We start from the raw sequence: 22,265 nt of genomic DNA, 5'->3' as shown, positions 1-22,265 counted from the left end.
GTCCCCGGGTGCGCTTCGCCTACCCGGGCTGCAACACCCGCCCATGCAGGCGACCAGCGCGCCGATCGAACCTAGACCCCCAGCAACCGCCCCCCATCCAGATGCAGCACCTGCCCCGTGCTGTAGTGCGCATCCTGCAGCAGCCAGCGCACGGCGTCGGCGACTTCCTCCGGCGTGCCGGTGCGGCCCAGCGGGGTGCGGGCGAGCATCGCCTCCTGCGCCGACGTGTCGCCGCGATCTTCCGGCCACAGGATCGCGCCCGGCGAAACCGCGTTGACGCGCACGTCCGGCCCGAGCTCCAGCGCGAGCGAGCGCGTCATCATCAGCAGCGCCGCCTTCGCCATGCAGTAGAGCGTGTGCTCGCGCAGCGGGCGTTCGGCGTAGAGGTCGCACAGGTTGACGATCGCGCCGCGCGAGGCGCGCAGGTGCGGCGCCGCGGCCTGCGCGAGGAAGAACGGCGCGCGCGCATTGCTGGCGAACAGCGCGTCCCACTGCGCCGGCGTCGCCGTGCCGATCGGCGTGGGCGTGAATGTCGATGCGTTGTTGACCAGCGCATCCAGCCGGCCGAAGCGGCCGATGCACTGTGCGACGAGCTCGGGCGAACGATCGAATTCCGCCAGATCCGCCTGCAACAGCAGCGTGCTTCCGGGGCGCGCGCGTTCCAGTTCCGCCGCCAGTGCGTGCGCATCAGCGGCCGAGTCGCGGTAATGCAGCGCGATGTCGTATCCCGCCGCATGCAGGCCGCGCGCGATCGCGGCGCCGATGCGCCGGGCCGCGCCGGTGACCAGCGCGACCGGCGGCGTGGCGGGGCGGGGCGTGCTCAACGGGGCATGCTCATGACGGGGCGCTCCGACGCGTGGCGTATCCTGAGCGGCCAGTGTTCCCACGGCGATGCCGCATGTCCACCGATTCCCCCTCGCATCGCCCCGACGCGCGAGAGCGCCAGCGCGAAGCCAATGCCCTGCCGGCGCCCGACGCCGACGCGCTCGCGCACAGCGCGCGACTGGGCGAACTGATCCGCGCGCAGATCGCCGACAACGGCGGCGCGATTCCGTTCTCCCGCTTCATGGAACTGGCGCTGTACGCGCCGGGCTTCGGCTACTACAGCGCCGGCGCGAGCAAGTTCGGCGAGAGCGGCGATTTCGTCACCGCGCCGGAACTCGGACCGATCTTCGCCGCCTGCGTGGCCGACAGCGTCGCGCCGGTGTTCCGCCAGATCGGGCCGCAGGCGCGTTTCCTGGAACTGGGCGGCGGCACCGGCGCATTCGCCGAGGTCGCGCTCAAGCGGCTGATGGAACTGGATGCGCTGCCGGACCGCTACTGCATCCTCGAGCCCAGCGCGCAGCTGCGCCATCGCCAGCGCGAACGCCTGCAGAAACGCCTCGTGCCGCCGTTGTTCGAGCTGGTCGAATGGCTCGACGGTCCGTTCAACGACGAATGGGACGGCGTGCTGTTCGCCAACGAGGTGATCGACGCGCTGCCCACGCCGCGTTTCGCCATCGAAGCGGGCGAGGTGTACGAGGAGCACGTCGCGATCGAAGCCGGCGAACTCGTGCGCGTGCTGCGTCCGGCCGATGCGTTCCTGGGCAATGCGGTGCGGCACCTGGAGCGCCAGCTCGGGCGCGAGTTCGAACACGGCTACCGTTCCGAAGCGCTGCCGCAGCTGCCGTACTGGGTGCAGGCGGTGTCCGGCGGCATGCGCAGCGGCGCGATGCTGTTCGTCGATTACGGCTATCCACGCGGCGAGTACTACCAGCCCGATCGCAGCGACGGCACGCTGCGCGCGTTCTATCGCCATCGCATGCACGGCGAACCGCTGCGGTGGCCGGGCCTGCAGGACCTCACGGCGTCGGTGGATTTCACCGCGCTGGCCGAAGCCGGTGTCGCCGCGGGCTTCGATTTCGCCGGTTACTGCTCGCAGGCGAGTTTCCTGCTCGGCAATGGCCTGGCCGGGGTGCTGGAGCGGATCGAGCGCATCGCCGACCAGGGCGAGCGCATGAAGCGCACGCAGGAAGTGAAGCGCCTCACGCTGCCCAGCGAGATGGGCGAACGCTTCCAGGTGATGGGCTTCGAGAAGGGCGTCGAATTCGGCGCGGCCTTCCTCGTCGGCGACCTGAGTTTCCGCCTGTGAGCGCCATGGCGACGACCCGGCGGCGGTGGTTGCGCGAGTTCCGCTGGCCCGCGCTGTGGGTGGCGATCTGGATCGCGATGATCGCCGCCGTGGTGGCGTCCTCGCTGCTGCCGGCGCACGACCTGCCGGAGGTGCCGGACGGGTTCGACAAGGTCGAGCACTTCCTCGGCTACCTGCTGCTCGGCGCATGGGCGGTGATGCTGTTCGCGACGCGGCGGGCGCAGGCCGTCGCGGCGGCGGGGCTCATCGCGCTGGGCGTGGCGCTTGAAGTCGCCCAAGGCGCGTGGACGGTCTCGCGCATGGCCGATTCGGCCGATGCGCTGGCCAATTCGCTCGGCGTGCTGGCCGGGCTGATGCTGGGCCCCACGCCGGTGGCGCGGGCGCTGCTGCGGGTGGAGGCGGCGATCCGGCGCTGATGCGGGCGGTTTGCTGAAGTTGCCAGCGCACGGCAGCAGGTTGCGCGACGTTCGTGTGCGATGGCTGACCCCGCCAGCCTCCAAACCTCGGGAAGCGACCTCATCGCAGGCGCGGTAATCGGACAAAAGATCGCCATAAAACCAGATTAGGCAAAGTTTCGATAGGTATTGCGCAAAGGTTAAAGGCTGGTTAAAGCTCCGGGCTGGGCTCGACAGGGGGAGTCCGCCCACCCTGAGCAAGGAAACCGCCATGCCCGTTGCCACCCGACATCGCCTGACCACGGCCGTCGCCGCCGCGCTGTTCGCCACTGCTCTTCCCGCCGCCGCGCAGGACGTCGCGCAGGAGGCGGCACAACCGACCCAGGCCGCGACGCCGGCGGCGCAGCCCGCCCGCCAGGACGCCGTGGATCTCGACAAGCTCGTCGTCACCGGCACGCGCGTGCAGGGCCGTTCGCCGACCGAATCGCTCTCGCCGGTCGACGTCTTCCGTCCGGCCGACCTGGAGAAGCAGGCCTCGGCCGACTTCACCGACCAGCTGGCCAACATCGCCCCGTCGTTCAACACCCAGCGTTTCCCGATCGCCGACGGCACCGCGTTCGTGCGTCCGGCCAACCTGCGCAATCTGCCGCCCGACCAGACGCTGGTGCTGATCAACGGCAAGCGTCGGCACCGCTCGGCGCTGGTGAACCTGCAGGTCGAACCCTTCGGCACCGTCAACCAGGGTTCGCAGGCGGTGGACTACAGCCTGATTCCCTCCGCCGCGATCCAGCGCGTGGAAGTGCTGCGCGACGGTTCGTCCGCGCAGTACGGCTCCGACGCCATCGCCGGCGTGATCAACGTGCTGCTCAACGACTATGCCGACGGCGTGCGCATCGACGGCCAGTACGGTTCGACCTACGAGGGCGACGGCGACAAATGGCGCAGCTCGGTCAACTTCGGCGTGCCGCTGAGCGACAGCGGCTTCTTCAACATGACGTTCGAATACTTCGACAGCGACCACACCTCGCGCGGCATCCCGCGCGCGGACGCGGCGCAGGTGGGGGCGGCCGTCGGCAACGACCTGGTGCCGTTCGAAGGCCTCGGCCAGCGCTGGGGCGACCCCGACGGCGAAGGCCTGCGCACGTTCTTCAACGCCGAATACCCGATCAGCGAGAACGTCAGCCTGTACGGTTTCGGCAGCTACGCCGACACGAAGTACGAATCCAGCTTCTTCTACCGCACGCCGGTCGGCGTGCCGGGCGTTGCGCCGCGCAACACGCTGCTGGTGGACACCGAGGGCGCGTTCGACGCGGACGGCAACCCGATCGGCGACGGCCTGCCCGATCCGGTCGCGCAGTCGATGATCGACGACATCCTCGCGCGCGGCCTGGATCCCGCCGACTACCTCACCGCCGATGCGTCGAGCCCGTCGGGCTGGGTCGCGCTCAATCCGATCTACACGCTGTTCCCGGGCGGCTACACGCCGACCTTCGGCGCGGACCTGAAGGACTACGAGGGCGTGTTCGGCGCGAAGGGCGAAACCGCCGGCAGCCTGCGCTGGGACGTGAGCCTGCGCCAGGGCGAGAACCGGATGGTCTACAAGATGGCCGACTCGATCAATCCGAGCCTCGGCCGCCTCAGCCCCACGCGTTTCGAGCCGGGCGACCTGACCCAGCTCGAACGCGGCGCCAACGCTGACTTCGTGTGGCCGTGGCAGAACGACGTGTTCGCAACGCCCGTCAACGTCGCCTTCGGCGCGGAATGGCGCGAGGAAACCTACAAGATCCGCGCGGGCGATCCGGCGTCGTGGGAGAACGGCCCGACCGGCGCGCTGTTCGGCGTGGGTTCGGACGGCTTCCAGGGCGACTCGCCGGAAGCCGCGGGCGATTTCAGCCAGTACAGCCGCTCGGCTTACCTGGACCTGGAAACCGACGTGGTCGAACGCTGGACCGTGGGCGTTGCCGGTCGTTACGAGGACACGTCGAACTTCGACAGCACCTTCGACTGGAAGGTCTCCACGCGCTTCGCCTTCACCGACGCGTTCGCCGTGCGCGCCACCGTCAACACCGGCTTCCGCACGCCCACGCCGGGCCAGCTCAACACGCTGGACGTGACCACCACCGCCGATTCCTCGGGCAACCTGGTTCCGCTGGGCACGTTCCCGGTGAACAGCGATGCGGCGATCGCGCTCGGCGCGCAGCCGGTGACGGCGGAGGAATCGCGTGCCTACTCGGCCGGCTTCGTGTATGCGCCGAACGATGTCTTCAGCCTCACGCTCGATTACTACAACATCGACGTGGATGACCGCATCGCGTTGCAGACGATCAACGTCGCCGACGGCTCGCCGGAACAGCAGGCGCTGATCGACGCCGGCGTGCCCGGTGCGGAACTGCTGCGCCAGGTGTCGTACTTCGTCAACGGCTTCGACAGCACCGTGCAGGGCGTGGACCTGGTGGCGGTGTATCGCGCCGACTTCGGCGGCATGGGCACGGGCGTGTTCGACTTCCGCCACAGCTACAACAAGCAGGAAGTGGACAGCGTCGCGGTGATTCCGGGCACGACCACGCCGGTGATCGACGCCGAGCGCGTGGCGGACCTGGAGAACCAGCTGCCGAACAATCGCAGCGTGATCACCTTCGACTGGCGCTCGCCCTGGAACGTGAACATCACCGCGCGCGCGAACTACTACGACAGCTGGGAGGACTTCACCTTCGGCGAGCAGGGCGAGTTCGGTTCGGAGTGGCTGTTCGACCTCTCGGCGACCTTCAGCTTTTACGAGGACAAGCTGCACGTGACCGTCGGCGGGACCAACATCTTCGACAACTATCCCGACCGCGAGACCAACAGCACGCTGACCTTCCTCGGCGCGAAGTACCCGCTGTCCTCGCCGTTCGGCTTCAACGGCGGCGAGTGGTACATCAAGGCGAACTACCAGTTCTGAGCCTGGAGCGCGACGTGCCGGCCGGCGTACGCGCCGGCCGTGCTGAATGGAGCGGTTTTCGCGGCTGCGACGGTGTTCACGGTTGCGTGCTGGAAGCGCTTCCTGCGCGGTTCGCGCGAGCGGATCCTGTGACGGCTGCATCGGTCGCTAACGCATTCTTCACGTATCGTGCGCTTGCGATGCCCGCCTGAACAGCGGCTCCAAACGTGGTCGATCCCGGTGCCAGGGGGCGAGGGAATCCGACACGAAAGACCCAACGGGGGGAAGAAACGCCGGGCGACTGGGGAGTCGTCCGGCGTTTTTTGTTGCGAGGTCATGGCGCGCCTCTCTGAGCGATTGCCTTGAGCCCTGGCGCGGCGAGATCGAGCTTTTGTAGCCCGGGTAAGCGAAGCGCCCCCGGGTGGGCAGCAAGGGGCCCGGGGTGCGCTTCGCATACCCGTGCTACAAGCGCAAACGCGCACGGCCTCCGAAGCGACGAACTACAGCTTCTTCCCCGTTGCCTCCGCGATCGCGCGGATTCTCGCCTTGCGGATCGCCTCGCCGACGTCCGGTCCGCTCAACCCACGCGCGACATCCTCCGCGCGCACCGTCATCGCCGCGGCGAGTGCGGCCTTGAGGGCTTCGCCCTGTGGATACGGCACGTCCTGCAGTCCGGCGCGGCCGCGCTTGTCGGCCTCGCACACCAGCGCCATCTGCGCGATGCGCGCCGGCTTGCGGAAGCCGTCGCAGCGCGCGATCAGCTCGTACACCGTGCGCGCGCGCAACTCGTCGAAGCGATGCACGTTGAGGTGCTCGCGGCAGACGGCTTCGGCGAGCTGGCGATGTTCGGTCGGCACCTTCAACCGGTCGCACAGGCGACGCAGCGGCGCGACGCCGGCCTGTTCGTGGCCCAGGTGCTTGGGCAGCACGTGTTCGGGCGTCAGCGCCTTGCCGAGGTCGTGCGTCATGGCCGCGAAGCCGATCAGGTCGTCGCCCGGCGCGAGGCGCGCGGCCATGTCGCACACGAGTTCGACGTGCACGCCCGTATCGACTTCCGGGTGGTACTCCGCGCGCTGCGGCACCCCGTACAGCGCGTCGACTTCCGGCAGCACGACGGCGAGCGCACCCGCATCGTGCAACGTGCGCAGGAACGCCGACGGCATCGCGCAGGCCAGCGCACGCCGCGTTTCCTGCCAGACGCGCTCGGCGGTGAGTTCGGCCAGTTCGCCCGAGGCCACCATCTGGCGCATCAGCGCCATCGTTTCCGGCGCGACGGTGAAGCCCAGCGAGGCGAAGCGCGCCATGAAGCGCGCCGCACGCAGCACGCGCAACGGATCCTCCGCGAACGCCGGCCCGACGTGGCGCAGCACGCGGGCCTCGATGTCGCGCGCGCCGCCGTAGGGATCGACCAGCGTGCCGTGCTCGTCCTGCGCGATCGCGTTGATGGTGAAGTCGCGGCGCTGTAGGTCGTCTTCCAGCGTGACCGAAGGATCGGCGTCGACGACGAAGCCGCGATAGCCGCGACCGCTCTTGCGTTCGGTGCGCGCGAGCGCGTGCTCCTCGCCGGTGCGCGGATCGAGGAACACCGGGAAATCGCGACCCACGGCGCGGAAGCCGGCCGCTTCCATCGACGCCTGGGTTTCGCCGACCACCACCCAGTCGTTGTCGCCGGGCGGCAGGCCGAGCAGGCGGTCGCGGACCGCGCCACCGACCAGAAAACGCTTCATCGCGGCGCGTGCTGGGCGAGCAGCGCGAGGATCTCGCGCACGCCGCTGTCGCGGCCGAGCGTGCGTGCGATCGGCGCCGGCTGGCCCGACAGCCAGATGCGCAGTTCCGAATCCATATCGAAATGCCCGGCCGTTTCCACCGAGAACATCACGATGCTCCGGTACGGAATGCTCAGGTACTGCACCTTGCTGCCGGTGACGCCCTGCTTGTCGACCAGGATCATGCGGCGATCGGTGAAGACGATCAGGTCGCGAACCAGGCCGAACGCGCGTTGCAGGGTTTCGCCCGGGGCGAGCAGCGGCGCGAATTCCTCGGCGAGCTTGTCGACCGGCTTTTCGCCGGCGTGGCCGAGCAGGGTATCGATGAGGCCCATGGTCCTCTCCTTTCGAGTGAGGCCACGGATGTTAAACGCACACGCACGGAGCCAGCGTGCAGGCCGGCTCCGTGCGTGGGGCGGTGATTACTGGGCGCCGCCGAGGTCGATGTTGTTGAGCGAGCGGCCACCGCCGTTCAACGCATCGCGCGCATCGGAGGCTTCCTTGCGGCGCTGCGCCGCGGTGCGGCAATCGCGCGAGACCATGTTGCTGCCGACGGTGCGGACCTTGCGGCAGATGAGCTTGTCGTCGGCGTCGCGGGAACCGAGGACCTCGCTCGGCTTCTCGGCCGGCTGCGGGCTCGCCTGCTCGGTGGGGGCGGGGTGTGCCTGCGCAGCGGGGGCGGGCGCGCCTGCCTGTCCGATGGCCAGACCCACGACAGCTGCCGCGATGAGGGAAAGGGTCATGTCGATGCTTCCTTTGCGGTGGGGCGGCCGGGGCCGCAAACGCCGAGCCTATCAACTTTCCCGGCACGTTGCGCAAAGGGGATCAGCAGCCGGCGAGAGCCTCTCCGATGCGGGGTTCCACCGGCGTGGGGGTGATGCCGAGCCGGCGCAGGCCGTCCTCCAGGCTGACCGAATCCACCTGCAGGGACCGCCAGTTGTCGCGGCTGATCGGCTTCCCGGGCAGCCATTCGCCGATCTCGGCCTGGAACTTGCCGAGCGATGCCGGCAGCCCGAGCACCCCGCGATGGCGCCCGCGCCCGCGCGCGGCGAGCTTCACGATCTGCCGGAGCGTCATCACATCCGGGCCGATGAGGTCGTAGGCCTGGCCGGCGCTGCGCGGTTCGTCGAGCGCCCTGGCGTACGCCTCGACCACGTCGCCGACCCACACCGGCTGGAAGCGCGCGTCGGCGCGGCCGATCGGCAGGATCGGCGCGAACTTCAGCAGGCCGTCGAACCGGCAGAACAGCCCATCGCCGGGGCCGGCGATGACCGACGGACGGAACAGCGTCCAGTCCAGGCCGGATGCGCGCACGTGCTGCTCGGCGCGCCCGCGCGAGCGCAGGTAGTGGCTGTCGCCGCGGCCGGCGTTGAGGGCGCTCATCTGCAGCAGGCGACGCACGCCCATGCGCTTCATCGCGTCGATCAGCGCGTCGGTGATGCCGACGAACACGCGTTCGAAGCCGTCGCCGCGATCGCCCTTCTCGTTGAGGATGCCGACGAGGTTGACCACCGCGTCGGCGTCGTCGAGCACGGCGGCGAGGAAGTCGGCATCGGCGACGTCGCCTTCGATCAGGCTCGCGCCGTTGGGCTTGAGCGCACGCTTGCCGGCGTCGACGCCGCGACTGAGCACGGTCACGCGATCGCCGCCCTGCAACAGGCGCGCGACCAGATGCCGGCCGACGAAGCCGGTGCCGCCCAGAACCACCACGTGACGTTGTGCCATGGACGAAAGTCTAGGCGACGGCGGCGTTCAATGCTGTGATCTGGAACGGGATTGTGTCGCCGGTGGCACCGGCGCGGTGGCCGGGGTGGGGCATTCGAAACGCTTGCGCGGGCCGTCGGTGCGCCCGCGCAGCCTGTCGCTCAGACGCAGCGCGTCGCCGTTGAGGCGCCAGTCGTACAGCACGCTGAAGGCCAGCACGCGGGCGACGTATTCGCGCGTTTCCTTGTAGCTGATGGTCTCGATCCAGAAGTCCGGATCCATGCCCGGCCGCTGCGACTGCCAGCGTCCCAGCGGCGCCGGGCCGGCGTTGTAGCCGGCGATCACCTGGTAGGGCTGGCCGCCGTATTTGTCCATCAGCTGGCGCAGGTACGCGGTGCCCAGGACGATGTTGGTGTCCGGATCGAAGAGGCTGTCCGCGCCGCCCCACGGCATGCCGATGCGGCTCGCGACACCGGCACCGGTGCCGGGCAGGACCTGCATCAGCCCCATCGCGTTCGCCGACGAACGCGCACGCGGGTAGAAGATGCTTTCGGCGCGGATTTCCGCCGCCACCCACGCCGGATCGAGGTTGTTCTTCAACGCCTCGCGCCGGATCGTCGCCTCGTGGTGCAGCGGGAAGCGCAGGCCGTACAGGCGCTGTTCCTCGGGATTCTTTCCGAGCGAGAACACCGCGCGATCGAACCAGCCGTTGCCCTGCGCCACCTCCACCGCGATGCGGCGCTGCTCGTCGTTGAATCGCGAGAGCGCATCGTCCCATTCGCGCGTCGCCCAGCCGGTACGGTCGATCTGGAACAGCCCCATCGCGCGAACCATCGCCGGATCGCGCGCGACGGCCTGCTGCGCCGCGGTGCTGCTTTCCGGCAACCACGGGCACAGCGCATACGGCTGGTCGAGACGATCGGCCGCAAGGAAGCCGTGGAACTCGGGCTTCCTTGCGGCCTCGCGGAACAGGCGCTCGGCATCGGGCTTGCGTCCGGCCAGTTCGCTCAGGCGCGCTTCGAAGTAGGTCCAGCGCGAATCGTTCCGCTGCTTCGCACCCATCTTCTGGATCGCCGCCAGCGCGGCCGGCCAGTCGGATCGCGACATCGCCTCGCGCACGCGCCATTCGTGCAGGCGTTCGTCGTACGCGGAGGCGGGCACCGCGTTGAGGCGCCGCGCCGATTCGGGTTCGTAGGACGCCACCGTCCACAGCGCGATCTGGTACAGGACGCGGCCACGTTGCGCTTCGCTCAAGTCCAGCGCATCGGCATGGCGCGGAAGGATCGCCTCGGCGCCGGCCGGGGACGACTTGCCGTACTTCGCCAGGCCCTGCGATGCGATCTCGCGGCTGCGTTCGGTCTTCGGCCAGGCGAGCGCGCGTTCGTGCGGGCTTTCGAGGAACGCCGCGTAGTCGTTCGCCAGCGCGGCCTGGTCGGGCGGCAGCCCACTCGCGGCTGCGCGCATCACGCCCGGCTGCCATTTCGCGGCGGCCAGTTCGATGCGCTCCCACCGCAGTTCCGGTGTCAGCCCGCCCTGCGCGGAGAGCGCGGCGATCGGATCGTCGCAGGCATCGGGCAGCGAGTCGCCGGTGCGCCAGATCGCCTGCATGTCACGGGTCCATTGCGCATCCGCGCGGCCGACGGCCTGGCGCGCATTGAGCTCATGGCAACGCAGGGTCGTGCTCTTGATAGACGGACTCCACGCGGCCAGCACCGAGGACCAGTCCTGGCGCCGCGCCGAAGCGGCGATCCAGCTTTCGCGGAACGCCTCCGCCGCAGCCTGCCCGCGATTGCGCGAGAGGAAGCCCTGCGCGATGCCGGGCGACAGGTTGTCGATGTCGCGCCGAAGCGAGGCGTACTCGATCCACGGGTACAGCGGATGCTGCGCGAGGTCGGAGAACTGCGTCGCATCGAAGCGGCCGGTTTCCGCGGCCTCGAGCGCGTCGCGCGCGCGCGGCAGCCTGGAGTCGGCGAGCGGCCTGGGCAACGCGGGAATGGAGACGCGCGGCGCGGCGGCGGGCGTCTGCGCGCAGGCAGACGCCGCAACGGCAACGCTGCACGCAGCGAGTACGATGATGAATGGGCGGGGGACCATTGCCGGGACTATAGCCCAGCATCGTGAAGCGGCCGTCTCCATGATGCCGGTCGCGGTCAGGCACGGTTCCGGTTGCGATGGGCCGTGCGATGGATCGTCGTCGTCGCGCGTTTCGTCATTGCACTTGCTTTCGATCTGGAGCTTCCATGTTGCTTGCACTGTTCGTGTTCCTGGGTCTTGGTGCGATCGCCGGTGTTCTCGCGGGCCTGCTCGGCGTGGGCGGTGGCCTGGTGCTGGTGGCGGCGCTGGCGTGGTTGTTGCCCGGCATGGGCATTCCGAAAGAGGCCGCGATGCACGCCGCACTGGCCAGTTCGCTTGCGAGCATCGTGCTGACCGCCGCGGCATCGGCGCGCGCGCACGCCAGGCGCGGCAGCGTGTCGTGGCCGACGGTGGCGTGGATGGTGCCGGGGCTGCTGGTCGGCGGCTGGTTCGGCAGCGCTCTGGCCGTGCGCATCGACGACGGCGTGCTGCGCTGGATCGTCGCGGGTTACTGCTTCCTCGCCGCGGCGCAGCTGATCTTCGGCGGCACGCGCGCTGTCGGCGATGCGCAGGTGCCCGCGCCGCGCGGCGTGCCGATGACCGCGGCCGGCGTGGGTATCGGCGCGATGTCCGCGGTGGTGGGCATCGGCGGCGGCAGCATGACGGTGCCGCTGCTGGTGTGGCGCGGCGTGGTGCCGGTGCGCGCCGTTGGCACGTCATCCGCGTGCGGGGTGGCGATTGGCCTTGCGAGCGCCGTCGGCTATGCGTTGCATGCGCCGGCCGGCGCGCTGCCGCAGCACGCGGTCGGTTACGTCTACCTGCCCGCGGCGATCGGCGTTGCCGCCGCCTCGGTGTTCGCGGCGCCCTACGGAACGCGGCTGGCGCATTACCTGCGCGGCGACACGCTCAAGCGCGTGTTCGCGGGGTTCCTGGTGCTGGTGGGTACCAGCCTGCTGCTGGGCGCCTGACGGCCGCATCAACCGACCGCGTCGCCGATGCCCCGGGCCGATGGCGCCTTTCCCTGGCGCAACGCCGACTCGATGCTGTCCAGCGTCGCGATGATGGCGGCGCGACGAAGCGCCACGTCGCGGGGTTCGTCGTCCTGCGGCGCGGTGTGTGCGCCAACCAGCACCAGCGCGCCTTCGATGCGATGCAGAAGCTCGCGTTGCCGCGCGGGGTCGCCTTCGCCGATCGCCTCGTCCAGTTCCGCAAGTTCCGTGCGACTGATGGCGAGCAGGTCGCCGAGCACGCGCCGGTAGTCCGCGTCGTCGTCGTACATCGCCCGCAGGCGATCCAGCCCTTGCGGTTCGCTGGCGACGAACGTTGCGCGCGCCATCGCGGGCGACAGCAGGAACGACGACAGCTTCGCCGCCAGCGCATCCAGCTGGATGGGTTTGCCGAGAAAATCGTCCATGCCCGAATCCCGGCAACGCTGGATCTGCTCGGGCAGCACGCTGGCGGACAGACCGATGATCGGCAAATGCGCGCCGCCCGTTTCCGAAGCACGCACGGCGCGGGTGAGTGCGTAACCGTCGAGCACCGGCATGTGGCAGTCGGTCAGCAGCAGGTCGTAGTGCGCGCGCTGCAGTTCCGCTAGCGCTTCTTCGCCGTTGGCGGCCATCGCGAAGGCGTAGCCGAGGCTTTCGAGCTGGCGCCCGATGACGGCGCGATTGATCGGATGGTCTTCGGCGACGAGGATGCGCGCCTCGCGCGGCGCGCTGGCGCGGACCGAGGCCGGTGCGTTCGCATCGCCCACGACCAGGCCGAGCGCTTCGTGGCAGGCGCGCGCCAGCGCACGCGTGGTCTGCGGGTCGCCGGGAAGCCGGACCTCACCGTCCAGCGGAGGACGCGGCTCGCCCTCGCGCACCACGCGCACCAGCGGGCGGCCCGACAGCGTGCCGGGGACGACCACGTTCGCATCGACGAGCAGGAGGTCCATGTCGCCGGCGTCGAACTCCACCAGATCGGACGATTCGGCTTCGATCAGGCTGAAGCCGAACGAGCTCAGGCCATTGCAGATTTCCTGCGAACGCAACTCGTCGGCGACGCACACCACGGCCGAGCGCCCTTCGAACTCCGGTCGCCCCTGCAACGGCTGCACGACGCCCAGCGAAAGCTCGAGTACCGCACGCGTGCCGCGCCCGGGCTCGCTTTCCAGCTGCAGGCTGCCGCCCATCATCTCGGCGAGGCGACGGCTGATCGACAATCCCAGCCCCGTGCCGCCGTAGCGCCGGGTGGTGGATTCCTCCGCCTGCGTGAAGGGCTGGAACAGGCGCGCGAGGTGCTCCGGGGCGATGCCGATGCCGGTGTCGGCCACTTCGATGCGCAACTGCTGCCCACGCGCGGTTTCGCTGATCAGGCGCACGTGCAGTGCCACGTGGCCGTGCGAGGTGAACTTGAGCGCGTTGCTGAGCAGGTTGGCGATGATCTGCCGGATGCGCATCGCATCGCCATGGAATCGCGTGGCCAGGCGCCAGTCGACGATCGAGTACATCCGGACGTCGCCTTCGGTGGCGCGTACGCCGAACAGGCCGGCGACGCCGTCCACGAGTTCGCGCAGGTCGAAGTCGGCATCGCTGATGGCCAGCCGGCCCGATTCGATGCGCGAATAGTCGAGGATGTCGTCGAGGATCTGCAGCAACGCGCGCGCCGAATCGCGCGCCATCGTCGCCATGTTCGCCTGTTCGTGATCCAGGCGCGTGTGCGTGAGCAGTTCCATCAGGCCCAGCACGCCGGTCATGGGCGTGCGGATTTCATGGCTCATCGCGGCCAGGAAGATGCTCTTGGCGGCCACGGCGGACTCGGCCTGCGCCTTGGCTTCGCTCAGCGCCTGCGCCTGCTCGTGCATCGTGGTGGTGTCGACCCAGTAGCCGCTCCATTCGACCGAACCATCGGGCAGGCGGCGCGGCGGGCCGCCTTCCGTGCGCAGCCAGCGCCAGTCATCGCCGATGCGGAAACGCACGTCGAACGGCGCGATCGGCTTGAGCGTCCGCGCGGCCGTGTCGGCCGCTTCCAGCACCCTGGGCTGGTCGTCCGGATGCAGGCGGTGGAACGTGGATCGCTCGTCGTCGACGATTTCCTCGGCGGACAAACCCATGATGCCGGCCGCATCGCCGGCGACGTACGTGAAGCCGCGCGTGCCATCGGCCCCCACGCGGAACTGGAAGACCGTGCCGGGCATCGCCTGGGTGATGTCGTGCAGGCGCTGCTCCGATGCGCGCGCCCGCGCTTCGGCTTCGCGGATCTCGGTGACTTCGACGATCGTGCCGATCAGCCTGACCGCGCCGTCCTCGGGTGTGGCGAGCGGATGGCGCCATACGATGAGGTGATGCACGCCGTCGCCGTTCCGCGCGGGCACGGTGAGTTCGCGACGGGTGCCCGTGCCGGTGGCGAGCACCTGCATGTCCTCGCCGGTGAGGACGTCATCGGCGATCCCGCTCACGTGCGCGCTCTCCCGCGCCGTGCGCCCGACCAGCTGCTCGCGCCTGACGCCGAACATCGCCTCGTACGCGCGGTTCACGGTGATGTAGCGGCCTTCGCTGTCCTTCACGAATACGGCGTAGGGAATGTTCTCCAGCAGCGTCTGCTGGAACAGCAGCTGCGTGGCCAGCGCGTTCTCGGCGCGCGCCTGCAGTTGCGATGCCCGGCGCAGGCGCTCATACGCCAGGCCGATCGCGCCCAGCGCCAGCATCACCGCCGCAGTGCCCAGCAGCACCCAGCGCCATGGCACGCCGTAGACGTAATCGGTGGTGAGCCAGCGCGCGCGGATCGCCTGGCGTTCGGCTTCCGGCATGTTGTCGAGCACGCGGTCGACCAGCGGAATCAACGCCTCGTACTGGCGCGACACGCCGAACGCGAGTTCGGTATCGAAGCCGGCCGGGCCGACGACGTGCAGTTCGCCGGCGTAGCGGTTGCGGATCAGGGCGTCGATGGCCGGCAGCGTGCCGATGTAGGCATCGGCGCGGCCACTGGCGACGAGCGCGAGTCCCGCTTCGTTGCCGCCGACGGTTCGCAGCCTCGACAGCGGCAGCAACGCGCGCAGCGACGCGACCACGCCCGGCTCGTCGCGCACGGCGACGGTGAGGCCGCCCAGATCCGACGCGCTGGCGATCGCGGGCCCGTGCAGTCGCGCGACGATGACCTGCGGGAAGCTCTCGTACGAGCGGCTGAACACCATCGCGTCGCCGTCGATGTCGCCGCTGCTGCCTGCCGCGACCAGGTCGACCTCGTTCGCCAGCGCCATGCGTTGCAGGCTGTTCCAGTCCGGCGCGGGCACCAGCTGGACGCGCAGGCCGAGCTTGCGCTGGACAAGCTCCAGGTAGTTCGCCGCGATGCCGTCGAAACCGCCTTCGCGCGCAAGGAAGCTGTAGGGGAAGCGATCGACTTCGTAGCCCATGCGCAGCACGGGAAGCGAGGCGATCCATTCGCGCTCCGACCGGCTCAGGCCCACCGCATGCGACGTCGCCAGCGAAGGCACGTCGCCCGCGCCCCAGCGCACGCGCATCTGCTGGATCTCGCGATCGGGAATCCTCGCCTCGGCCTTGCGCAGGATGCTGGCCAGTTCGCTGCGGTCGCGTCGCACCGCGGGCGCGAGCTCGAACGTGGGCAAATCCAGCGGGCCGAGGATCGACACGTCGTCCGCGCGTCGCTGCCGCACCAGTGCCGTCGTGCGTGGCAGCGTGACGCCGAGATACGCATCGGCCTGTCCGCGCGCGAGCATGTCCAGCGCCTCGTGGCCGTCGTCGGCGTAGACGAGCGTCGCGCGCGGATGGCGTTCGGCGAACGCCTTTGCCGAGAGCAGGAATCGACGTTCGATGGTGACGCGCGCCGAATCGAGGTCGCGCGGGCTGCGGATCTGCAGGTCGCCCTTCCGCGCGACCAGCATGATCTGCTGCGACGACACGAACGGCCGCAGCATGTGGAAGCGTTCCATGCGCTGGCCGATCACCGGCTGTGCGAGCAGCACGTCGTAAGGCGGTGCCTGTTTCGACTGCCCGATGGCGATGCCTTCCCAGTCGGTGAACGGATGGAACTCCAGCCGCATGCCGGCGCGCGCCGCCAGCGCGCGCATGTAGTCGACGCCGAGGCCTTCCGGGCGGCCACCGCGCCACGCTTCGAAGGGGATGAAATCGCCGGCGAACACCCCGACCTCCACGACGGGATGCTCGCGTCGCCAGGCTTCTTCCGAAGGCGTCAGCGAAATGGCGGGTTCGGGCACACGCGACGCACGTTGCGAGGGCCGCGCGGCCTGCACGTTCGCAACGCCGCAAACAACGAGCATGAGGCAGAGCAGACACCGCAAGGTGAGTCCGTGGCGATGCATGTGGTGGCCCAGGCTCATGCGTGTCTCGTCGTGAAAGAACGTGCTTTCACCGCAGCCTAGGCGGCACCCCCATGTGCCGCCATCAGACGGGTCTGAATCTCCCCTTTACTCGCGCCGGCAATGTCAATGGCGTGTGAAGGCGCGTGCCTTGCGTCTTTCAGTGAACGTCGTGCCGCGCAAGGCCTGTGTCCGCGGTCTTGACAGGGAGCGGCGACACGTCGTCTCGACCCTTCCCGCACGCCTGCCCGGATTTGCCATCCCTTTTCGTCGAGTCTGGCGATTTATCTGATTGATTTCGGAACTGTCCGATGTTGCGCGCTGACGCCGGCGCGCACCATGCGCGCCGTCGACAGGGCCAAGCCTTGCGGCTCCAACCACTCCAAGTACACATCAGGAATTGCGTTATGAAGAAGACCCTGCTTTCCACCGCCCTGGTCGCCGTCGTTGCCGCCGTCGCCATGCCGTCCGCGTTCGCCGCCACCGGCAAGATCACCATCAACGGCCAGCTGAAGGCCGGTACCTGCGCGGTGACGCCGGGCACCAACGCCACGGGCTCCGCCACGGACTTGACCGTGACGCTGGATACGGTCCAGGCCTCGGCGCTGTCGGCTGCCGACAGCTTCGCCGCCACCAAGCCGTTCGACATCAGCGTCGGCGGCGGTGCCTCCGACACCTGCAATGGCGCGGTGACGAAGCTGATCTTCGAAAACGTCGGCGCCCCGGGCTCGCTGATCAACGCCGACGGCTTCCTGGACAACTCCAGCACGGCCACCGCCACCAACGTCGGCGTGCGCCTGCTCAACGGCAACACGCACGGCGTGATCAACCTGGTCAATGGCACGAACAACCCGACCGCTACCCCGGCCTCGGGTACGCCGGGCGTCCTGAAGTACCAGGCGCAGTACTACAGCAAGGCCGGCGGTGCCACGGCCGGTACGGTCAACACGTTCGTGACCTACACCGTTTCGTACTGATCCAAGCGCACCACCAGCGATGCCGGCGCGTGCCGGCATCGCTTCCACTCCGTACGGCCCTGCTCCGCGAGACCTCCCCATGACATTCCCCCATCGCACAACCCTGGCGCTGATGCTCACCGCCATCGGATGCTTCTCGTCGGCCCACGCGGGCATCTCGCTGGTCGGCACGCGCGTGATCTATCCCGCCGCCGAGCGCGAAGTCACCGTCACGATGAACAACAAGGGCGATTCGCCGCGCATCGTGCAGTCGTGGATCGACGACGGCGATGCCAACGCGACGGCCGAAACAGCCAAGGCGCCGTTTCTCCTCACGCCGCCGCTGTCGCGCGTGGAGCCGGGCAAGGGCCAGACGCTGCGCATCATGTTCACCGGCGGCGACCTCCCGCAGGATCGCGAATCCGTCTACTGGCTAAACGTGCTGGAAATTCCGCCGAAGCCGACGTCCGACACGCGCAGCTTCCTTCAGTTCGCCGTTCGCACGCGCGTCAAGATCTTCTACCGCCCCACCGGGCTGACGGGCGACGCCGCCAGCGCCATCGGCCAGGTCACCTGGCGCCTAGTGCACGGCAAGGACGGCATGGCGATGGAGTGCACCAACGGCACGCCGTACAACGTGTCCATCGCCGATGTGCGCCTGAAGGATGCGCCGGTCGATCCCACCATCGGCAAGGGCGGCCTGTGCCCGGCGATGGGACGCGAGAGGTTCCCGATCAAGGGCGGCAACGATTCCGGTCGTCTTGTGTACCGCGCCATCGACGACTACGGCGCCTATCTCGACGGTGAAGCGACGTACACGCGCTGATTCGGCGCGCTGACGCCTGAGCCACGCCGCAGGCAACGCGGCAACTCCGATTCGCGATCCCGGCGCCTCCACACGAGGCGGACGGGGACGTCATGCCTCACGAATGCGCGGCGCGAGCTGCGGCAACGCGGGGCCCACCACGGTCAACGGTACCTTCCATGTCCCGCAACACTCCGCTTACGCGAATCCCGCAGCCGCTCTATCGACGCACGCTGACCACCTCCGTCCTCGCCGCCCTCGGCACCGTGCCGGTGATGGCGTTCGCCGCCCCGGGTCCGGATCCTTCCCCCAATCCCTCGCCCGAGCCGCAGGTCGTCGAGTTCACCTCCGCCTTCCTCAGCGGCAGCGCCAGCGCCGACCTCTCGCGCTTCGAGCGCGGCAATCCGATCCTGCCAGGCCAGCAGTCGGTCGACCTCTACGTCAACGACGCGCTGATCTCGCGCGAGACGGTGACGTTCCGCGAGGCGAACAACGACATCCAGGCCTGCTTCGACCGCGCCATGCGGCCCGCACCAACGTGGGCGGGGATGAGATGTCCGCTTCTGGCCGATAGCGGACGTTCGGCCGGGACGTCCGGCGGCCGGGCTGCTAATGTCCGCTTTCGACCCAAAGCAGCCATGCGCATATAACTGGGTTTGACCTCGTTGATCGGGATCCCTATGTCGTTTGGCCAGCTGATCCGGGACTACCAACTGTTCGCTGGCACCGTCGGAATGCTCGTTCTGGTCAGCACGCTTCTCGCGCACAAGGAATGATCCACCTGCGGTCGAGGTCGCCGGAGATCTTGCGCAGTGCCGGAATTGTGGAGATTGACTGGTGGCTCCGATGCATCTTGGGCATGGTTCGTCTTGGCTTTGGGACCGCTGGCAATGCTCTGTCCTCCTACTCAAGGTGGGTCTTTCGGAGTATCAGCTTGGTCTATGGATTCTTGATGGTTCTTTGGATGCTGACGCTCTTCGGAGTGGTCAACCTTCGCAGATAGGGGCAGTCTTGCTAAGCAGCATCACCGGCATGTCGTTGCCCGGAGGCAAGAGGAGGCCGCGTTGCTCGCTCAGGATGACGCGGAGAATCTCGCGCTGGTCGTACGAGCTGGCAGGGTTGGGGCTGGGTTGCTCGGCGCGATCGCGGCCGTACGCATGGTATTCACGAACGACCACCGGCATGGGGATCCCGATGGCGACGAGGGTCGCGAGCGCCACGCTAAGAGTGGCAATGCGGTGTCTTCGAAGTTTCGGCATTGTCGCCCCTACTTGACCCGCGAATGTCCGCTTTGGGTCGAAAGCGGACATTAGCACCAGCTCTGCCGGCGCGGCAGCTCAAACGTCCGCTTCGGCCAAAAGCGGACGTTTGGCCAAGTTGAAGGCCGCCAGCCATCACGCTGCCGGCGTGCGGATACAACAGCTCCCTCAGTTGCTTTGAGGCGCCCTGAAGGTGACCTTGCCGTCGGCGTCGAGAACTTCAATGCGCGCCTGCCCCTTCCGATCGACCATGAGTCGAATGCGATCTCGTCCCTGCGGATCCGCCATCAGAATTTGAGCGTCCTCGTTCTGGTTCTGGATCGCGATCCGTGTGTGTGCCACCTTACCCGCCGCGATCGGGTCCAAGTTGGCCGGTGGGCGTGCGTTGATTGCCAAGGCGGCCAGTGCGTCGCTGCCGTCCGGGCTGACACGGGTCATCAGGCCGATCGCATCGTAGTTTGGGTAGTCAAACGCCAGCACATTCGATTTGCCGAACTTCGCATCGCTGGCCGCGATTCCGCCGACTTCGTTTCCTTTTGAATCGTAAAGCGCGATGCCCGCGGGCGCCATGGCACGCGGAAGCTCGCGTCCCTCCACCTTGGGTAGCGGGAAGCGCTCGGCATTCGAGATCACCACGCGCTTGACTCCCGTGGGATCGACAATGTTGATTCGCTCTACCGTGATCTCTGCAGACGCATCCGGGGACTTGGCCGCAGTAATGCCAAACACCGCCAAAGCGATAGTCGTGATAGCGGCATAGCACTTGAGAATCCGAACATCCCGGGCCAGCCGAGCGGTTATAGCGAAGTCTTCTTCAATGACGGTCATGTATCCATCCCTTGGTCACATCACTGGGAGGCGCGACGCATCAGCGCCGCGCCATGGGTGCGATTCTTATCGCGTGCGCCGGCGCCATTACTGGATCACTGCTCTGCGTTTCACCGAGGCAGGGCGCCAAGGTGCCAACGCAAGACCAGGCCATGCTCCCGACCCTCTCATGGGCGCAACCGGCCGGCGGGACGGCGGGCCCGCCGCTGACCGCCAGCTCCGCGGCCATATCCGCTAACGGCCAGAAGGGGACATCTCTGGCATTAGCCAGCGCCGATTCGGCTTCTCATTTCTCTTCCCCTGCAAGAACCTGCCTATAGAGTGTCTTTCCGTGGCTTCTGCCGGCGGCTGCAGTGTCATTTTCGCCAGGATGGGGGCCGGAAAAGTTCGAATGCAATTTCAGTTGATGCCAACGCCATCACCTTGCACTAACACTTGCTGGAGCTTCCTATGCCGACCGCCGCCCGGGCGGTCCTGTGTATTCCCCCGATTTCCTCTGCTGAAGGAGAAGGTCCGTGAATACGAGACTGGCCAGGCTGGCCGCAATGTCGTTGTGCATGTCGCTGACGTTCTTGACGCTTTCATGCTCCCGCGACGGTGGGCGGCAAACCGAACAAACCGAACAAACCGAAACGGTGCAGAAGCAGGACGCGCCTGTCCAAGGTGCGGGAGGACTGAGCGACAAGGAAGTGGTCGATATCGCGACCGACGCATACATCTACGGCTATTCGCTGATCACCACCGAAGTCACACGGGTGCAGATGTCGAATGTCGCCAAGGCCGACGCCCTGCACGCGCCGCCGAACCAGTTCGCGAATGTTCCGCGTTATCCACCCGGCGACTATCGGGGCGTATCGGCACCGAACGCGGACACGCTTTACTCCGTCGCGTGGGTCGACCTGCGCAAGGAGCCGATGGTCTTCAGTCATCCCGACATGGGCAAACGCTTCTTCCTGTTTCCGCACTACAGCCTGTGGATGCCCGTCGTCGCGTCACCAGGCAGCCGCACGATGGGTGGCAAGGCCGCCGACATCCTGATCAGCGGGCCCGGCTGGAACGGGCAGGTTCCTGCCGGCATGGAACACGTGAAGTCGCCCACGCAACACCTGGTCATCCTCGGGCGAACGTATGCCGACGGCACCGAAGCGGACTACAAGGCCGTCAACGCGTTGCAGGCCCAGTACAAGCTCGTGCCGCTATCGGCGTTCGGCAAGCCGTATACCTACACCGCACCGCCGGTTGATCCGAACCCCGGCTTTTCGATGACGGACAAGCCGCAGAAGATCATCGACGAGATGGACCTGTCCGCGTACTTCGGGATGATGGCGCGTCTGATGGGCACTACCGCACCACCGGCACCGGAGGACGCCGCGATCGTTGCCCGCATGGCGAAGATCGGGCTGGAGCCCGGCAAGCCGTTCGACATGGGCAAACTGTCGCCCTCGGCGCAGGCTGCGCTGAAGGATGTCACCAGGACGGCGCAGCAGAAGATCTTTGCACGGCGGGAGACGTCGGGAACCAAGCAAAACGGGTGGTTCATTCCTGCAGCGGCCGGGACGTACGGAACCGATTATCTCCAGCGTGCCCTGATTGCCGCGTTTGGATGGCCCGCCAACCTCCCGGAGGACGCGATCTATCCCTACGCGTTGACCGATGGCAATGGCGAAACGCTCAACGGCGCGAATTCGTACACGCTGACGTTCCCGAAAGACCAGACACCTCCGGTCAACGGCTTCTGGTCGATCACGATGTACATCGACGATGGAGGCTGGTGGTTCAATCCGAACCCGCTGGACCGGTTCACCATCAGCATGCGCAACAAGCCGAAGTTCAACGACGATGGCTCGCTGACCTTGTACTTCCAGAACAAGTCGCCGGGCAAGGACAAGGAAAACAACTGGCTGCCGGCGCCGCAGGGCAAGTTCATCCTGATGTTGCGCACGTACTGGCCGAAGGACACGCCACCATCGATCCTGCCGCCGGGCAAGGGCACATGGCAGCCACCGCCGGTGGTCAAGACATCGAATCCGACGTCGTAGCTTCCACTGCGGCGGCGTGTGGAACAACCGGACGGCCCGGTGCATGGGCCGTCCTGCACCACGCGAAAT

17 protein-coding genes are annotated in these 22,265 nt (G+C 67.9%); 8 read left to right on the top strand and 9 right to left on the bottom strand.

The annotated features are described in order from the left end of the window. Nucleotides 1-71: 71 nt before the first annotated feature. The gene (locus tag I4U41_RS17250; protein WP_206862396.1) at nt 72-824 is read right to left on the bottom strand and encodes a pteridine reductase; all 753 of its coding nucleotides are present in this window, start codon (nt 822-824) and stop codon (nt 72-74) included. 74 nt (nt 825-898) lie between these two features. Between I4U41_RS17250 and I4U41_RS17245 the strand changes: the two genes are divergently transcribed. From I4U41_RS17245 to I4U41_RS17235, 3 genes are all read left to right on the top strand, one after another. Further along, nucleotides 899-2,131: a class I SAM-dependent methyltransferase gene (locus I4U41_RS17245; RefSeq protein WP_206862395.1), complete on the top strand. Its 1,233-nt coding sequence runs from the start codon at nt 899-901 to the stop codon at nt 2,129-2,131. Between the two features lie 5 nt (nt 2,132-2,136). Beyond that, nucleotides 2,137-2,547: a VanZ family protein gene (locus I4U41_RS17240; protein ID WP_206862394.1), complete on the top strand. Its 411-nt coding sequence runs from the start codon at nt 2,137-2,139 to the stop codon at nt 2,545-2,547. 250 nt (nt 2,548-2,797) lie between these two features. Further along, nucleotides 2,798-5,467: a TonB-dependent receptor plug domain-containing protein gene (locus I4U41_RS17235; protein ID WP_206862393.1), complete on the top strand. Its 2,670-nt coding sequence runs from the start codon at nt 2,798-2,800 to the stop codon at nt 5,465-5,467. 479 nt (nt 5,468-5,946) lie between these two features. Here I4U41_RS17235 and I4U41_RS17230 read toward each other — a convergent pair whose 3' ends face one another. The 5 genes from I4U41_RS17230 to I4U41_RS17210 form a co-directional block, all read right to left on the bottom strand. After that, the gene (locus I4U41_RS17230; protein ID WP_206862392.1) at nt 5,947-7,173 is read right to left on the bottom strand and encodes a multifunctional CCA addition/repair protein; all 1,227 of its coding nucleotides are present in this window, start codon (nt 7,171-7,173) and stop codon (nt 5,947-5,949) included. After that, entirely contained in the window at nt 7,170-7,547 is a 378-nt protein-coding gene (locus I4U41_RS17225) for a PH domain-containing protein (protein ID WP_206862391.1), read from the bottom strand. Before I4U41_RS17225 ends, I4U41_RS17230 begins: the two co-directional genes overlap by 4 nt. 87 nt (nt 7,548-7,634) lie before the next feature. Next, the gene (locus I4U41_RS17220) at nt 7,635-7,955 is read right to left on the bottom strand and encodes a hypothetical protein (RefSeq protein ID WP_206862390.1); all 321 of its coding nucleotides are present in this window, start codon (nt 7,953-7,955) and stop codon (nt 7,635-7,637) included. An 82-nt stretch (nt 7,956-8,037) separates the two neighbouring features. Continuing rightward, nucleotides 8,038-8,937, bottom strand: coding sequence for a complex I NDUFA9 subunit family protein (locus I4U41_RS17215; protein WP_206862389.1), 900 nt, complete (start codon nt 8,935-8,937; stop codon nt 8,038-8,040). A 27-nt stretch (nt 8,938-8,964) separates the two neighbouring features. Continuing rightward, a complete protein-coding gene (locus tag I4U41_RS17210; RefSeq protein WP_206862388.1) occupies nt 8,965-11,010 on the bottom strand; it encodes a lytic transglycosylase domain-containing protein in 2,046 nt (681 codons plus the stop codon). A 146-nt stretch (nt 11,011-11,156) separates the two neighbouring features. Here I4U41_RS17210 and I4U41_RS17205 point away from each other — a divergent pair, with 146 nt between their 5' ends. Then, a complete protein-coding gene (locus I4U41_RS17205) occupies nt 11,157-11,957 on the top strand; it encodes a sulfite exporter TauE/SafE family protein (RefSeq protein WP_242525313.1) in 801 nt (266 codons plus the stop codon). Nucleotides 11,958-11,965: 8 nt separating this feature from the next. Here the strand turns inward: I4U41_RS17205 and I4U41_RS17200 are convergent, their stop codons facing one another. After that, nucleotides 11,966-16,207 (bottom strand): ATP-binding protein, encoded by a 4,242-nt coding sequence (locus I4U41_RS17200; protein ID WP_206862387.1) that lies wholly within the window; start codon nt 16,205-16,207, stop codon nt 11,966-11,968. A 509-nt stretch (nt 16,208-16,716) separates the two neighbouring features. On the opposite strand from I4U41_RS17200, the gene I4U41_RS17195 reads away from it, so the two are divergent. The 3 genes from I4U41_RS17195 (at nt 16,717) to I4U41_RS17185 (ending at nt 18,720) form a co-directional block, all read left to right on the top strand. Then, nucleotides 16,717-17,286, top strand: a complete 570-nt coding sequence (locus tag I4U41_RS17195) for a fimbrial protein (protein WP_206862386.1) — start codon at nt 16,717-16,719, stop codon at nt 17,284-17,286. A 79-nt stretch (nt 17,287-17,365) separates the two neighbouring features. Next, a complete protein-coding gene (locus I4U41_RS17190; protein ID WP_242525312.1) occupies nt 17,366-18,091 on the top strand; it encodes a fimbrial biogenesis chaperone in 726 nt (241 codons plus the stop codon). A gap of 158 nt (nt 18,092-18,249) precedes the next feature. Continuing rightward, complete coding sequence (locus tag I4U41_RS17185; RefSeq protein ID WP_206862385.1) at nt 18,250-18,720, top strand: FimD/PapC N-terminal domain-containing protein; 471 nt, start codon at nt 18,250-18,252, stop codon at nt 18,718-18,720. Between the two features lie 336 nt (nt 18,721-19,056). On the opposite strand, the gene I4U41_RS17180 is transcribed toward I4U41_RS17185, so the two are convergent. Both I4U41_RS17180 and I4U41_RS17175 read right to left on the bottom strand, forming a co-directional pair. Next, complete coding sequence (locus tag I4U41_RS17180; protein ID WP_206862384.1) at nt 19,057-19,380, bottom strand: hypothetical protein; 324 nt, start codon at nt 19,378-19,380, stop codon at nt 19,057-19,059. Between the two features lie 117 nt (nt 19,381-19,497). Further along, nucleotides 19,498-20,157, bottom strand: coding sequence for a hypothetical protein (locus I4U41_RS17175; protein ID WP_206862383.1), 660 nt, complete (start codon nt 20,155-20,157; stop codon nt 19,498-19,500). Between the two features lie 515 nt (nt 20,158-20,672). On the opposite strand from I4U41_RS17175, the gene I4U41_RS17170 reads away from it, so the two are divergent. Beyond that, nucleotides 20,673-22,196, top strand: a complete 1,524-nt coding sequence (locus tag I4U41_RS17170) for a DUF1254 domain-containing protein (protein WP_206862382.1) — start codon at nt 20,673-20,675, stop codon at nt 22,194-22,196. The last annotated feature ends 69 nt before the right edge of the window (nt 22,197-22,265 follow it).

It is taken from the genome of Lysobacter changpingensis (assembly GCF_017308985.1).
In the GTDB taxonomy this organism is placed as follows: domain Bacteria; phylum Pseudomonadota; class Gammaproteobacteria; order Xanthomonadales; family Xanthomonadaceae; genus Lysobacter_J; species Lysobacter_J changpingensis.
This window is presented reverse-complemented; position numbering and strand designations above follow the sequence as displayed.

Bases quoted from the DNA above. Each gene is read 5' to 3' on its own strand.
- I4U41_RS17180 (WP_206862384.1), bottom strand. From the start codon at position 19,380: ATGTCCGCTTTCGACCCAAAGCGGACATTCGCGGGTCAAGTAGGGGCG.
- I4U41_RS17190 (WP_242525312.1), top strand. From the start codon at position 17,366: ATGACATTCCCCCATCGCACAACCCTGGCGCTGATGCTCACCGCCATC.
- I4U41_RS17210 (WP_206862388.1), bottom strand. From the start codon at position 11,010: ATGGTCCCCCGCCCATTCATCATCGTACTCGCTGCGTGCAGCGTTGCC.
- I4U41_RS17235 (WP_206862393.1), top strand. From the start codon at position 2,798: ATGCCCGTTGCCACCCGACATCGCCTGACCACGGCCGTCGCCGCCGCG.
- I4U41_RS17225 (WP_206862391.1), bottom strand. From the start codon at position 7,547: ATGGGCCTCATCGATACCCTGCTCGGCCACGCCGGCGAAAAGCCGGTC.
- I4U41_RS17215 (WP_206862389.1), bottom strand. From the start codon at position 8,937: ATGGCACAACGTCACGTGGTGGTTCTGGGCGGCACCGGCTTCGTCGGC.
- I4U41_RS17220 (WP_206862390.1), bottom strand. From the start codon at position 7,955: ATGACCCTTTCCCTCATCGCGGCAGCTGTCGTGGGTCTGGCCATCGGA.
- I4U41_RS17245 (WP_206862395.1), top strand. From the start codon at position 899: ATGTCCACCGATTCCCCCTCGCATCGCCCCGACGCGCGAGAGCGCCAG.
- I4U41_RS17240 (WP_206862394.1), top strand. From the start codon at position 2,137: ATGGCGACGACCCGGCGGCGGTGGTTGCGCGAGTTCCGCTGGCCCGCG.
- I4U41_RS17185 (WP_206862385.1), top strand. From the start codon at position 18,250: ATGTCCCGCAACACTCCGCTTACGCGAATCCCGCAGCCGCTCTATCGA.
- I4U41_RS17230 (WP_206862392.1), bottom strand. From the start codon at position 7,173: ATGAAGCGTTTTCTGGTCGGTGGCGCGGTCCGCGACCGCCTGCTCGGC.
- I4U41_RS17195 (WP_206862386.1), top strand. From the start codon at position 16,717: ATGAAGAAGACCCTGCTTTCCACCGCCCTGGTCGCCGTCGTTGCCGCC.
- I4U41_RS17175 (WP_206862383.1), bottom strand. From the start codon at position 20,157: ATGACCGTCATTGAAGAAGACTTCGCTATAACCGCTCGGCTGGCCCGG.
- I4U41_RS17205 (WP_242525313.1), top strand. From the start codon at position 11,157: ATGTTGCTTGCACTGTTCGTGTTCCTGGGTCTTGGTGCGATCGCCGGT.